This is a genomic window from Collimonas sp. OK242, assembly GCF_900107095.1.
In the GTDB taxonomy this organism is placed as follows: domain Bacteria; phylum Pseudomonadota; class Gammaproteobacteria; order Burkholderiales; family Burkholderiaceae_D; genus Collimonas.
In genome coordinates this window covers 180,146-193,385 of sequence record NZ_FNOR01000005.1, presented here as the reverse complement: position 1 = coordinate 193,385, position 13,240 = coordinate 180,146, and the positions used below count along the sequence as shown (strand labels likewise).

Annotated in this window: 11 protein-coding genes; 3 read left to right on the top strand and 8 right to left on the bottom strand. The window is 57.9% G+C overall.

Annotation, left to right across the window (positions count from 1 at the left end):
• Positions 1 to 239 precede the first annotated feature (239 nt).
• A complete protein-coding gene (locus BLV81_RS06900) occupies positions 240 to 1,166 on the bottom strand; it encodes a sugar nucleotide-binding protein (protein ID WP_092353745.1) in 927 nt (308 codons plus the stop codon).
• An 11-nt stretch (positions 1,167 to 1,177) separates the two neighbouring features.
• Between BLV81_RS06900 and BLV81_RS06895 the strand changes: the two genes are divergently transcribed.
• The 3 genes from BLV81_RS06895 (at position 1,178) to BLV81_RS06885 (ending at position 4,143) form a co-directional block, all read left to right on the top strand.
• A complete protein-coding gene (locus tag BLV81_RS06895; protein ID WP_092353743.1) occupies positions 1,178 to 2,203 on the top strand; it encodes a CDP-6-deoxy-delta-3,4-glucoseen reductase in 1,026 nt (341 codons plus the stop codon).
• 231 nt (positions 2,204 to 2,434) lie between these two features.
• Positions 2,435 to 3,637: an acetylornithine transaminase gene (locus BLV81_RS06890; protein WP_092353926.1), complete on the top strand. Its 1,203-nt coding sequence runs from the start codon at positions 2,435 to 2,437 to the stop codon at positions 3,635 to 3,637.
• Between the two features lie 23 nt (positions 3,638 to 3,660).
• The gene (locus tag BLV81_RS06885; RefSeq protein ID WP_255365013.1) at positions 3,661 to 4,143 is read left to right on the top strand and encodes a C40 family peptidase; all 483 of its coding nucleotides are present in this window, start codon (positions 3,661 to 3,663) and stop codon (positions 4,141 to 4,143) included.
• 95 nt (positions 4,144 to 4,238) lie between these two features.
• Here the strand turns inward: BLV81_RS06885 and lpdA are convergent, their stop codons facing one another.
• The 7 genes from lpdA to BLV81_RS06850 form a co-directional block, all read right to left on the bottom strand.
• Positions 4,239 to 6,341 carry a dihydrolipoyl dehydrogenase gene (gene lpdA / locus BLV81_RS06880; RefSeq protein ID WP_092353739.1) on the bottom strand — a complete coding sequence of 701 codons (2,103 nt, stop codon included), beginning with the start codon at positions 6,339 to 6,341 and terminating at the stop codon, positions 4,239 to 4,241.
• Between the two features lie 77 nt (positions 6,342 to 6,418).
• Positions 6,419 to 6,988: an Ntn hydrolase family protein gene (locus BLV81_RS06875; protein ID WP_092353737.1), complete on the bottom strand. Its 570-nt coding sequence runs from the start codon at positions 6,986 to 6,988 to the stop codon at positions 6,419 to 6,421.
• An 80-nt stretch (positions 6,989 to 7,068) separates the two neighbouring features.
• Positions 7,069 to 8,385, bottom strand: coding sequence for a dihydrolipoyllysine-residue acetyltransferase (gene aceF, locus BLV81_RS06870; RefSeq protein WP_092353735.1), 1,317 nt, complete (start codon positions 8,383 to 8,385; stop codon positions 7,069 to 7,071).
• A 178-nt stretch (positions 8,386 to 8,563) separates the two neighbouring features.
• A complete protein-coding gene (gene aceE / locus BLV81_RS06865; protein WP_092353733.1) occupies positions 8,564 to 11,260 on the bottom strand; it encodes a pyruvate dehydrogenase (acetyl-transferring), homodimeric type in 2,697 nt (898 codons plus the stop codon).
• Between the two features lie 459 nt (positions 11,261 to 11,719).
• Complete coding sequence (gene plsY, locus BLV81_RS06860) at positions 11,720 to 12,340, bottom strand: glycerol-3-phosphate 1-O-acyltransferase PlsY (protein WP_092353731.1); 621 nt, start codon at positions 12,338 to 12,340, stop codon at positions 11,720 to 11,722.
• A 52-nt stretch (positions 12,341 to 12,392) separates the two neighbouring features.
• Positions 12,393 to 12,878, bottom strand: a complete 486-nt coding sequence (locus tag BLV81_RS06855; protein WP_092353729.1) for an aminoacyl-tRNA deacylase — start codon at positions 12,876 to 12,878, stop codon at positions 12,393 to 12,395.
• Between the two features lie 131 nt (positions 12,879 to 13,009).
• Positions 13,010 to 13,195, bottom strand: coding sequence for a hypothetical protein (locus BLV81_RS06850; RefSeq protein ID WP_092353727.1), 186 nt, complete (start codon positions 13,193 to 13,195; stop codon positions 13,010 to 13,012).
• Between the last annotated feature and the right edge of the window lie 45 nt (positions 13,196 to 13,240).

Below are 13,240 nucleotides of genomic sequence, written 5' to 3'. Positions count from 1 at the left end.
TATGGGGCGGCTTCTCCGTAGATTCGATGGCAAAATGACTCGATTCAGCTCGGATTTTAGTTGCTACCCGGCTGCAAAGGAAACAAATTGAAGGTAGGCGACGCGCGGGCCGGGTCGGCGCTGGTCGATGGCAATCGGGTACGTTCTGGTCCAAGTGGACCTCGAAAGCGACGTTATTGATCATTTTTTCGATTGTCGGCCCATTATGCGAAAAACAGATATGGCAGCCCGTCATAGCACTATTGCCCGACCTCCGGCTTGCCGGCCGCCACCAACTCCGGCAAAGCCGTCGGCACATCTGGATAGCGCAAGCGCACTCCCAACTCCTGCTTGATACGCTGGTTTTGCAAACGACGCGATTCCGACATAAAGGACAGCAACATCGGCGACACCACTTGTTCCAGCTCGGCACGCGGCAGCCGCGGCGACAACGGCAAGCCGAAAGCCCGGGCCACCAGATCGAAGTATTCCGCCATTTTCAATTGGGAATTGTCGCTCGCATGATAGATGCGCAGGGGCGACGCCTTGAAGACTGCCGCCACGATAATACGCGCCAGGTCGTCGGCGTGAATATGGTTGGTATACACATCGTCGGCGGCGATCAGGGCCGGGGTCGCCTTTTGCAAACGGGCCAGCGGCAGCCGGTTTGCAGCGTAAATTCCGGGCACGCGCAGAATGGCCAGGCGTCCGCCGCGGCGCCGTGCCCAGGCCCGCAACACTTGTTCGGCATCGACGCGGCGCCTGGCGCGGCCATTGTGCGGGCTCACCGCGCGGGTTTCGTCTACCAGCGCGCCGCCGCAATCGCCATAGACGCCGGTAGTACTGATGTAAACAAGAGTCGCCCGCTCGGGTAAAATAGCGGCCAGGTTACGGGTGCGCTGGTCTTTTTCTCCTGCGGAGTGCGGCGGCGCCAGATGGACGACAATCTGCGCCAGACGCGTCAAGCGCCCCAATGTTGCCGGTTGATCAAGATCAGCCACCAGCGGAATCGCACCGGCAGCGCGCAATTCGGCGCAACGGGCTGCCTGGCTGGTTACCGCGAATAGGCGAAAGCGGTGTTTCAGCAGCCCCACCAAGCGCAATCCCACGTCGCCGCAGCCGAGAATCAACAGACGCGGCTTGCCTAGCTTGCCGTCATGGTCATGGTTTTGTTTTATATTTTTCATTACAGGATTGTATGAGTTTTCAGATAACTGTTCAGCCTAGCGGTCGCCAATTCAGCTGCGACGAGGGCGAGACCATACTCAACGCCGCCATCCGCGCCGGCGTCGGTCTGCCTTACGGCTGCAAAAACGGCGCGTGCAGTTCGTGCAAGGGCAAGTTGCTGGACGGCGACATCACCCACGGCGCCCATCAGGAAAAAGCCCTGCCGGTCAAGGAAGAGCAATTGGGCTTTGCCCTGTTCTGCTGCGCCACCCCGCATTCCGACCTTACCATCGAAGCGCGCGAAGTGGCCGGCATCGGCGAATTCCCGGTACGTAAAATGCCGACCCGCGTGGTCAAGCTCGACCAGGTTGCCGACGACGTCATCGTATTGTCGCTGCAGTTGCCGGCCAATGAACGCCTGCAGTATCTGGCCGGCCAATACGTCGAATTCATGTTGCGCGATGGCAAACGGCGCAGCTACAGCATGGCCAACGCGCCTTACAAGGACGAATATCTGACCTTGCATATCCGCCACATGCCGGGCGGCTTATTTACCGATCAGGTATTTTCCAGCATGAAAGAGCGTGACATCTTGCGCCTGGAAGGCCCGCTCGGCACGTTTTTCCTGCGCGAGGATTCGGACAAGCCGATGGTACTGCTGGCCTCGGGTACCGGTTTCGCCCCGATCAAGGCCATGATCGAACAATCCGCTCACACCGGATCGCTGCGGCCGATCACCTTGTACTGGGGCGGACGCCGCCCGCAAGACCTGTACATGATGGCGCTGTGCGAGGAATGGGCCCGCACGCTGCCGAACTTCAAGTTCGTGCCGGTGATTTCGAATGCACAGCCGGAAGATCAGTGGCAGGGCCGTAGCGGCTTCGTCCATCAGGCGGTGATTGAGGACTTGCCGGATCTGTCCGCTTACCAGGTGTATGCCTGCGGCGCGCCGATCGTGGTGGAATCGGCGCAACGCGACTTTGTCGCCCTGTGCAAATTGCCGGCCGAAGAGTTTTATGCGGATTCGTTTACTTCGGAAGCCGATCTGGCGCCTTAGCGCGATATTTGTGGGAACAGCCGACAACAACGGCGCAAATATTTTTTGACGCACCACACAAAAGGTCCTAATATTTGCGTCATGAACATGATCAAGACATTGTTGCGACGCCGTAGCCCATTACCTCAGCCTGGTAAGCCGTGCGCGTGACCGTCGATTGATCACGAAGCCACAGGCGATGCCTGTGGTTTTTTTTTGCCCTTATTTTGGAGTAGCCATATGGAACACAGCGTGAAATTCAGCGATTATCCGGTCAACGACCTGATGTACATCACCAACCGCCCTCCTCTGGTGTTTACCGAAGGCGACGGCATGTGGATGACGGATCATACCGGCAAGCGCTACCTGGACTACCTGCAGGGCTGGGCAGTCAATTCGCTGGGGCACTCGCCACAATGCATCCAGGATGCGCTGCTGGAACAATCCAGGAAGATCATCAATCCTTCGCCAGCCTTTTACAATGCGCCCTCGATTGAACTGGCCCGCCTGCTGACCGCCAATTCCTGCTTCGACCGCGTGTTTTTCACCAACAGCGGCGCCGAGGCCAATGAAGGCGCGATCAAGCTGGCGCGCAAATGGGGCAAGAAAAATCCGAACCAGGCCGGCCAGAACCGGTTTGAAATCATCACCTTCCATCACAGTTTTCACGGCCGTACGCTGGCCACCATGTCAGCCAGCGGCAAACCGGGCTGGGATACCATTTTTGCACCGCAAGTGCCTGGCTTCCCGAAAGCCGAACTGAACGATCTGGCCAGCGTCGAAAAACTGATCAGCGACAAGACCGTAGCGGTCATGCTGGAGCCGGTTCAGGGCGAAAGCGGTGTGATTCCGGCGACACGCGAATTCATGCAAGGCTTGCGCGAACTGACCAAGAAACGCGGCATCTTGCTGATCGTCGACGAGGTGCAATCCGGCATGGGCCGCAGCGGTGAACTGTTCGCTTATCAGTTGTCCGGCATCACACCGGATATCATGACGCTTGGTAAAGGCATCGGCGGCGGCGTGCCGCTGGCGGCATTGCTGGCGCGCGAAGAGATCGCCTGCTTCGAGGCTGGCGACCAGGGCGGTACTTACAACGGCAATCCCTTGATGACAGCAGTCGGCGTGGCGGTGATCAATACCTTGCTGGCGCCTGGCTTCCTGCAATCGGTAAAAGACAAGGGCGCCTACCTGAGCAGCGAGTTGTTGAAACTTGCCGAGAAACACGGGCTCGAAGGCGAACGTGGCGAAGGTTTGTTGCGCGCGCTGAAACTGGGCAGCGACATCGGTCCGCAAATTGTCGATATCGCGCGCGACCTGAATCCGGTCGGCCTGCTGCTGAACTCGCCGCGGCCAAACCTGCTGCGCTTCATGCCGTCGCTGAACGTGACGATTGCCGAAATCGACCAGATGATCGCCATGCTGTCGGACGTGATCAGCCGGCTCAAGAAGTAAGACTGACTAAAGGCGAGTACTCGATGACGGTTAGAAATCTCTTTATCTGTTGCCTGGTCTTGTTACTGGCAGCTTGCGGCGGAACCGGTTCGGTCCGCCCCGGTTCCGCCGACGACACGCCCGTCAGCGAAAAGGGCAACGACGTCGTCATCTACTCGCTGGGCCTGATTGACACCAACTACCGCTTCGGCGGCAAGAACCCGGAAGCCGGGCTCGATTGCAGCGGCATGGTCAGTTATGTGTATAGACAGGCTGCGGGTCTCAATGTCACCGGTAGCGCGGCAGACATTGCGCGCCAGGGGAAAAGCGTTTCCAGGGCCGAGCTGCGTCCTGGCGACCTGGTTTTTTTCAATACCATGCACCGCGCTTTTTCCCATGTCGGGATTTACATTGGCGACGGCCGTTTCATCAATGCGCCGTCGACCAACGGCAAGGTGCGTATAGACCGTCTTGACAATCAGTATTACGCGACGCGCTTTGAGGCCGTGCGCAGGTATTTCGATTGATTGTTGTTGGCTGATTTAAATAAAAACGCCGTTCCGGCTGATGCTGGAACGGCGTTTTTTATGCTGCGTGGGCACTGCGTGCCCACCCTACTCCTCTATTTTTTCTTTGGGATGAACAGGTCGGTGATCGTACCCAGGCCCATTTCAGCCGCAAACATCGGCGTCTCCGACAGCGTCGGATGTGCATGGATGGTCAGCGCCAGGTCTTCCAGGTCCGCACCCATTTCCATCGCCAGCACGGTTTCCGCCAACAGCTCGCCGGCATTCACGCCGACGATGCCGGCGCCGATGATGCGTTTTGTCGTCGGATCCCATAACAGCTTGGTCATGCCGTCGTCGCGGCCCATTGCCAGTGCACGGCCGCTTGCCGCCCACGGGAAATTGGCTTTTTCGAAAGGAATGCCCTTGGCTTTGGCTTCGGTTTCGGTCAAGCCCATCCAGGCGATTTCCGGATCGGTGTAGGCCACCGAAGGAATCGTCATGGCATCGAACTCAACCTTGTGCCCGGCGATCACTTCGGCTGCAACCTTGGCTTCGTTGGTGGCTTTGTGCGCCAGCATAGGGTCGCCGCAGATGTCGCCGATGGCAAAGATGTGCGAGACGTTGGTGCGCTGCTGTTTGTCGGCAGGAATGAAGCCGCGCTCGTTGACGATCACGCCGGCTTTCTCAGCTGCGATTTCCTTGCCGTTAGGACGGCGGCCTACGGCCACCAGCACCATATCGTACAGTTGCGGTTCCGGTGCTGCCGGCGAGCTGCTGTCGGCGCCTTCAAACGTTGCGCGCAAACCTTCTTTCAAGGCTTCCAGCTTGGTGACCTTGGTTTTCAGGTAAATCGCTTCGTAGCGTTTTTCGATACGTTTTTGCAGCGGCTTGACGACGTCGCGGTCGGCCGCCGGAATCAAGCCGTCGGCAAATTCGACCACCGTGACCTTGGAACCGAGCGCGTCATACACGCAAGCCATTTCCAGGCCGATGATGCCGCCGCCGATGACCAGCAGTTTCTTCGGAATCTGGCGCAGTTCGAGCGCGCCGGTGGAGTCGATCAGACGCGCATCGCCGTAAGGGAAACCGGGGATTTGGGCAACCGAAGAACCGGCGGCGATAATCGCATTCTTGAAGCCGACTACTTTCGGGCCGTCAGCGGTTGCTACCGTGATCGTGTTGGCTGAGCTGAATTCACCCTTGCCGGTCAGCACTTGCACTTTGCGCGCCTTGGACAAGCCGCTCAGGCCGCCGGTCAATTTCTTGATGACGCTTTCCTTCCAGCCGCGCAAGGCGTCGATATCGATTTCCGGCGCCGACATCTTGACGCCGAAATGCGCCATTTCTTCCGCTTCGGTAATCACCTTGGCCGCATGCAAGAGCGCCTTGGACGGAATACATCCGACGTTCAGGCAAACCCCGCCGAGGCTAGGATAGCGCTCGATCATCACCACGCTTTGCCCCAGATCGGCGGCGCGGAATGCTGCGGTATAACCGCCAGGACCGGCACCGAGCACCATGGTGTCGCACTCGATATCGACCTTGCCGGCGAAACTGACGGCGGCGGGAGCGGCGACAGCAGGCGCTGCTGCCGGAGCAGCTGCGGCGGAAGTAACAGGAGCTGCGGCAGTCGCTGCAGCTGCGGTCTCCAGTAACACGATCAGCGACCCTTCGCTAACCTTGTCGCCGACCTTGACCTTGATTTCCTTGATCGTACCGGCCTGGCTCGATGGAATTTCCATGCTGGCCTTGTCCGATTCGACGGTAATCAGCGACTGGTCGACCTTGACGCTGTCGCCCACCTTGACCATCAACTCGATGACGTCGACTTCCTTGACATCGCCGATATCCGGCACTTTGATTTCGATCGTGCTGACGGCGCCGGTCGCCGCGGCAGGCGCAGCAGGTGCGATTGCTGCAGCCGGAGCGGCGGCAGCTGGCGCCGCGGCCGGTGCAGCAGCGGGCGCAGCGGCAGCGCCGGCGGCCTCCAGCACCAGAACCAGCGAGCCTTCGCTCACCTTGTCGCCGACCTTGACCTTGATTTCCTTGATGACGCCGGCCTGGCTCGAAGGAATCTCCATGCTGGCCTTGTCCGATTCCACCGTGATCAGCGATTGATCGACCTTGACGGCATCGCCCACCTTGACCAGCAGTTCAATGACTTCTACTTCTTTGACGTCGCCGATATCGGGGACCTTGACTTCAACCATACTCATAGCGTTTGCTCCATGCTCGTTCCTCCGTCAGGAGAAAAAATGTGTGATGTAGTGTGATGCTGCGTGCTGTGCGCCGCCTAGGATTTCATTGCAAAACTGTGAATGCGCATCGGGGTGGCAGAGCTCTTATCGAATTCAACGCCGGCATGAATCCCGACTTCGGCGATACGCTGTGCGCTGACATCCTGATCGTAGACTGCATACATCGCGCCCAAGGCAAAATTGCGGCCGCTGCCTATGCCCCAGAAACGATCGAAACTGAACACTTCGCGATAGGAGTACACCCCGAAAATGCCGCAAGGATTGGCAATCAAGGCGGTAATCTGCGATGACTCGTAGGGATCGTCTTCATCCTCTTTGGTATTCAGGAAATACTGATCCTTGAGGATGGTGTGCACCTTGGAAAAGGTTTCAAATACCTCATCGCGCGTATTCAGCTTGCAGTCCTCTCCCATGCCAGTCAGCAGCTTGCGCATCACCGGGAAATGAGCCGCGGTGCCGGCCAAGGTGATATACGATTCGCCAACCTGGAATATCTTGTTGTTGACCTCATAAGCATGCGACAAACGGGTATCGCCGAATGTCACCAGCGAATCAGACGCAATCGCGATTTGCCCATTTTTTTTGACGACAACACAGGTAGTCATAGTTGCTCTCCATCGGTATGCCAAATGACCGCAAGCGACGCAAAATGAAAGAACCGGCTTTCATTGTGCGCCGCCCGGCATCACAACAATGTCTTGCGCATGTCGGCCAGCACTTCAGCCAGATAGACGCTAAAGCGCGCACCCATGGCGCCGTCGACCACGCGATGATCGTAAGACAAGGAGGTAGGCATCATCAGGCGCGGCACGAATTGCTTGCCGTCCCAGACCGGTTTCATCGACGCTTTCGACAAGCCCAGGATCGCCACTTCAGGGGCATTGATGATCGGCGTGAATGCCGTACCGCCGATACCGCCCAGCGAAGAAATCGTGAAGGTTGCGCCTTGCATGTCGGCCGGCTTCAGCTTGCCGTCGCGGGCCTGGGCAGACAATTCGCCCATTTCCAGGGCGATCTGGCTGATGCCCTTTTTGTCGGCATCCTTGATCACCGGTACTACCAGGCCGTTCGGCGTGTCGGCGGCAAAGCCGATGTTGTAGTACTGCTTGAGGATCAGGTTTTCACCCTTGCCGTCGAGCGAGGAGTTGAACGCCGGGAATTTCTTCAGCGCAGCGACGCTGGCCTTGATCACGAAGGCCAGCATGGTCAGCTTGACCGGCGACTTGGCCTTGGCGAAACTGTCATTGGCTTGCTTGCGGAATTCTTCCAGCTCGGTGATATCGGCTTCGTCGAATTGCGTGACGTGCGGGATCATGACCCAGTTGCGATGCAAGTTCGGACCGCTGAGCTTTTTGATGCGCGACAAGGGCAGCAACTCGGTTGGGCCTTGCTTGCTGAAATCCAGCGACGGCCATGCCAGCAGGTCCAGGCCGACACCGCTGCCGCCCTTGCCGGCTGAAGCGGCGGGGCTAGCGCTGGCCGCACCCGACATCACACCCTTGACGTAATTCTGTACATCTTCATGGGTGATGCGAGCCTTGATGCCGGTGCCGGCAACGCGGCTCAGGTCAACGCCCAGCTCACGCGCAAATTTGCGCACCGATGGCGACGCATGCGGGATGCTGCCGCTGGCGTGAACCGGCGCTGCCGATACTGCCGGAGCTGCTGCAGCGACCGGAGCCGGTTTGTTTTCCGCCGCGGCCGGGGCCGGAGCTGCTGGCGCGGCAGCCGGAGCACTGGCTGGCGCCGGTGCAGCTGCAACCGCATCGGCTTCCAGTACCAGCACCAAAGTGCCTTCCTTGACCTTGTCGCCCAGCTTGACTTTCAATTCCTTGATCACGCCCGCATGACTGGACGGGATTTCCATGCTGGCCTTGTCGGATTCGACCGTGATCAGCGATTGATCCACCTTTACCGTGTCGCCGACCTTGACCATCAATTCAATGACTTCAACTTCACTGACGTCGCCGATATCCGGGACTTTGACTTCCACCATACTCATCGCTTAGCTCCATTCATTCTGCCCGCTGCATATGCGAATCTGGCGGGCCTGAGTTTCTTTTCAGAAAATTCAGGTCCGCCAGACCCGCATATATAGCCGTGGAAATTTTAATACTGGCTTGCTTACCCTTACCTGCTATTGCTTGTTAACTTATTATCCAGTTATCAAGACCAGTACCTTATTGCGTGACCGGATTCGGCTTCTCCGGATTGATACCATACTTGGTAATCGCATCGGCGACAACCGAGGCTTTGATCTTGCCTTCGTCCGCCAGGGCCTTCAATGCCGCCACTGCCACATAGTAGCGATTGACTTCGAAGAATTCACGCAGCTTGGCGCGGGTATCCGAGCGACCGAAGCCGTCCGTGCCCAGCACTTTATAAGTACGGCCCGCAGGAACAAAAGCACGCGCCTGCTCAGCGAAAGTGCGCATGTAGTCGGTGGAGACGATGATCGGACCGGCGGTGTCTTGCAGGCATTGGGTGATGTGCGCCAGACGCGGTGTTGCGGTCGGATGCAGCATGTTCCAGCGTTCGACATCCTGGCCGTCGCGGGCCAGCAAGGTGAACGACGGCGCCGACCAGACATCGGCATCGACGCCCCAGTCGCTGGCGAGCAATGCCGCGCCTTCGATGACTTCGCGCAGGATCGTGCCGGAACCCATCAGCTGCACGCGTTGCTTGCTCTTCTTGCCGCCTTCCTGCAGCAGGTAGAGGCCCTTGATGATGCCCTCTTCCTGGCCTTCCTTGAGACCTGGATGACTGTAGTTCTCGTTCATCAGCGTCAGGTAGTAGAACACGTCTTCCTGATTGGTGACCATGCGGCGCAGGCCATCATGCATGATGACTGCGACTTCGTGCGAGAAGGTTGGATCGTAAGGAACGCAGTTCGGGATGGTCGAAGCCAGCACGTGGCTGTGGCCGTCTTCATGTTGCAAGCCTTCGCCGTTCAATGTGGTACGGCCAGCGGTGCCGCCCAGCAGGAAGCCGCGGGCGCGCATGTCGCCCGCCGCCCAGGCCAGGTCGCCGATACGCTGCAGGCCGAACATCGAGTAGTAGGTGTAGAACGGAATCATGACCCGGTTATTGGTCGAGTAGGAAGTTGCCGCAGCAATCCATGAACTCATGCCGCCGGCTTCGTTGATCCCCTCTTGCAGGATCTGGCCAGCCTTGTCTTCACGGTAGTACATCACCTGGTCTTTATCGACCGGCTCGTACAATTGGCCGACCTGGCTGAAAATACCGATCTGGCGGAACAGGCCTTCCATACCGAAAGTACGCGATTCGTCGACCATGATCGGCACCACGCGCTGGCCCAGGCTCGGGTCGCGCAGCAGGATGTTGAGGATACGCACGTAAGCCTGGGTCGTGGAAATTTCACGGCCTTCGGCAGTCGGCTCCAAGGCGCCCTTGAATGTGGACAATTCCGGCACCACCAATACTTCGTCGGCTTTCTGCCGGCGTTGCGGCAGGTAACCGCCCAGCGCTTTGCGGCGGGCGTGCAGGTATTGCATTTCCGGGGTGTCGTCGGATGGCTTGAAGAACGGCACTTCAGGCAGCTGCTCGTCGGCAATCGGCAACTGGAAGCGGTCGCGCATGGCCTTGATGGCTTCGTCGTCCAGCTTCTTGGTGTTGTGCGCAGTATTGCGCGCTTCGCCCGATTTGCCGAAGCCGTAGCCCTTGATACTCTTGACCAGCAAGACGGTCGGCTGGCCCTTGTGTTCTTGCGCCACTTTGAAAGCAGCGTAAATCTTGTGCGGATCGTGGCCGCCGCGGGTCAGGTGCCAGATATCGTCGTCCGACATCTTGCTGACCAGTTCCAGCAGCTTCGGATGCTTGCCGAAGAAATGCTTGCGTACGAAAGCGCCGTCCTTGGCCTTGTAGTTCTGGTATTCGCCGTCGACGGTTTCCATCATCACGCGTTGCAGGATGCCTTCCTTGTCGCGCGCCAGCAGATCGTCCCAGCCTGCGCCCCAGATCACCTTGACCACGTTCCAGCCGGCGCCGCGGAAATCGCTTTCCAGTTCCTGGATGATCTTGCCGTTACCGCGCACCGGGCCGTCCAGGCGCTGCAGGTTGCAGTTGACCACGATCACCAGGTTGTCCAGACGCTCGCGGCCGGCCATGCCGATGGCGCCCATCGATTCCGGCTCGTCCATTTCGCCGTCGCCGCAGAAGGCCCAAACCTTGCGGTTGGCGGTATCGGCGATGCTGCGTGCATGCAGGTATTTCAGGAAACGCGCCTGGTAAATCGCCATCAGCGGGCCCAGGCCCATCGATACGGTAGGGAATTGCCAGAAATCCGGCATCAGCTTCGGATGCGGGTAGGAAGACAGGCCGTTGCCGTCGACTTCGCGACGGAAATGCAGCAGTTGCTCTTCAGTCAGGCGGCCTTCAAGGAAAGCGCGGGCGTAGATGCCTGGCGACGAGTGGCCCTGGATGTACAACAGGTCGCCACCATGGTTCTCGGAAGGAGCATGCCAGAAGTGATTGAAGCCGATGCCCAGCATGTTGGCCAGCGATGCAAAGCTGGACAGATGGCCGCCGAGGTCGCCGTCGAGGCGGTTGGCCTTGACCACCATGGCCATCGCGTTCCAGCGCATCCACGAGCGCAGGCGCTCTTCGATTTCCAGATCGCCGGGGCAAGGCTCGCCCATGTGGGCCGGGATGGTGTTGACGTAAGCGGTGTTGCTGGAAAACGGGATCTGGGCGCCGCGGCGGCGGGCCAGGTCGACCATTCTTTCCATCAGATAGTGGGCGCGTTCAGGGCCTTCGGTTTCAATAACAGCTTCTAGCGCATCAAGCCATTCTTGGGTTTCTATGACGTCTGGATCGTTGGCGGCCTGGGCCAAAACCTGGTCGAGCTGGGCTGACATGCTGAGTCTCCTGAATTTGTGCGCCTGTCCAATTTAACATCGGATTAGCGGGTTGGGTCGCAAGCGTCTACGTCACTTTGTAGACGGACGCCAAATTCTAACAGGAGTTTTTTCCATTTCCAAATAGCGATATTTGATTTCATAATATGAAAATATGCTGCATAGCAAGGCGAAATACTATGGGAAATTGCGGTTGATTAGTTTTTTCATTGTATGGAAAACTGAATTTCAGCTTGAAATACCATACTGCATCGCAGCAATAGTTTTATATTGACATCAACAAAATCTGACTTATAGCTAATTCGATATAACGACTACGGTAAATCCAAGTAAAAAAGCGCTGACCCGGAAGGGAGCAGCGCTTTTTTTATCATCGGCAGGATGGGCAAGTTTTTTGCCCGCGTTGCCGGCTAAGCATGATGGCGGATTTGAAGTCACGCGTGGGCGCAGGCGCCCGCCCTACGCCGTCTTGCCGCCCTTCTTCTTGGCGCCGATACGGCTTTCCTTGCCGGCCAGTAAATTGCCGATGTTTTTGGCATGGCGATAGATCAGCAAGGCGCTCATGACGACAATTGCCAGCAAAATCATGTCCGGCCCTTCCATCAAGGCATAGAAGAATGGGGCGAATACGCTGGCAATCAAGGCCGCCAGCGAGGAATAGCGAAATGCATAGGCCACGATCATCCAGGTCGCGATGGTCGCCAGGCCCAGCCAGAGGCTGATGCCAATCAGGATACCGAGCAATGTCGCCACACCTTTGCCGCCGGCAAAACGGAAAAACACTGGCCACAGATGCCCCAAAAACACCGCCACGGCGGCCAGCGCCACGGCGCCGTCGCCCAGGCCGAATTGCGGCCCGTATTTCTGTGTCAGCCACACCGCCAGCCAACCCTTGAAACCATCGCCGAGCAAAGTCAGGGCTGCCGCGGTTTTATTCCCGCTGCGCAGGACATTGGTGGCGCCCGGATTATTCGAGCCGTAGGTACGCGGATCTCCCAGCCCGAATACCTTGCTGGTGATGATGCCGAACGATACCGAACCGATCAGGTAGGCGGCAAGCGCGAATAACAATGTGTACATGCGTGTCTCTTTCTTTTGTATTTGGTTGATTCAGGTCTGGCATTTATTCTGCTTACTCGTCCAGCGCACACCGGACCGCTTTTGCTTGCAACAGATCGGCCGCGCTGTGCGGCGCCATGCCGATCAAATAGCCACGCCGGCCACCGTTAATATATATCTTCTGCAAGGCCAGGATGCTTTCTTCTATATAGACGGGCAGCGCCTTGCGGGTAGCGAACGGCGAAGTGCCGCCGATCAGATAACCGGAATGGCGGTGCGCCACCTCCGGCTTGCATGGCTCGACCGACTTGCAGCCGATTTGCCGCGCCAGGTTCTTGGTCGACACCTTGCGATCGCCGTGCATCAGGATGATCAGGGGCTTGGCCGCCTCATCCTGCATCACCAGCGTCTTCACCACATGATGTTCGTCCACGCCTAATGCGCGCGCCGATACCGTGGTGCCGCCATGTTCTTCATATGCATAGGGGTGCTCGGAAAAGACCGCGCCGTGCTTGCGCAAGAATTGCGTCGCCGGGGTCTCTGAAATATGTTTTGTCATACCGGGTATTTGAACGCAGCGCCCTGTGCCTGAGCGTCTGCTGGCAAATCATGTTTTCGTTCGTAAAACTTGACGCAGCGACAACCCTGCCGCTGATCCACGCTGATCGGGCTGACCGCCGCGCTTGACGTTTAAGGCTGTTTTGGCTCGTCGGAAGCCGGCTCACCGGTCGCCGGCAGTTCGGACTCTGCCGCATCTTCTGCTTCAACTTCGGTGGAAGAACCTTTCTCCGCCTTACGTTTCAGCTTTTCTTCCTTCTTTTTTTTCTTCTCTAACTCTTTTTGCCGTTTTTCATACTGAAAATTCGTTTTTGCCAATTGCGCCCCCTAAATAGACTCTTGAATAGATGTATTACAGGATAC

What these genes read in the sequence shown, in the direction of transcription:
- BLV81_RS06900 (WP_092353745.1), bottom strand. Translation starts at nt 1,166, where the DNA reads ATGAAAAATATAAAACAAAACCATGACCATGACGGCAAGCTAGGCAAG.
- BLV81_RS06895 (WP_092353743.1), top strand. Translation starts at nt 1,178, where the DNA reads ATGAGTTTTCAGATAACTGTTCAGCCTAGCGGTCGCCAATTCAGCTGC.
- BLV81_RS06885 (WP_255365013.1), top strand. Translation starts at nt 3,661, where the DNA reads ATGACGGTTAGAAATCTCTTTATCTGTTGCCTGGTCTTGTTACTGGCA.
- lpdA (WP_092353739.1), bottom strand. Translation starts at nt 6,341, where the DNA reads ATGAGTATGGTTGAAGTCAAGGTCCCCGATATCGGCGACGTCAAAGAA.
- BLV81_RS06875 (WP_092353737.1), bottom strand. Translation starts at nt 6,988, where the DNA reads ATGACTACCTGTGTTGTCGTCAAAAAAAATGGGCAAATCGCGATTGCG.
- aceF (WP_092353735.1), bottom strand. Translation starts at nt 8,385, where the DNA reads ATGAGTATGGTGGAAGTCAAAGTCCCGGATATCGGCGACGTCAGTGAA.
- aceE (WP_092353733.1), bottom strand. Translation starts at nt 11,260, where the DNA reads ATGTCAGCCCAGCTCGACCAGGTTTTGGCCCAGGCCGCCAACGATCCA.
- plsY (WP_092353731.1), bottom strand. Translation starts at nt 12,340, where the DNA reads ATGTACACATTGTTATTCGCGCTTGCCGCCTACCTGATCGGTTCGGTA.
- BLV81_RS06855 (WP_092353729.1), bottom strand. Translation starts at nt 12,878, where the DNA reads ATGACAAAACATATTTCAGAGACCCCGGCGACGCAATTCTTGCGCAAG.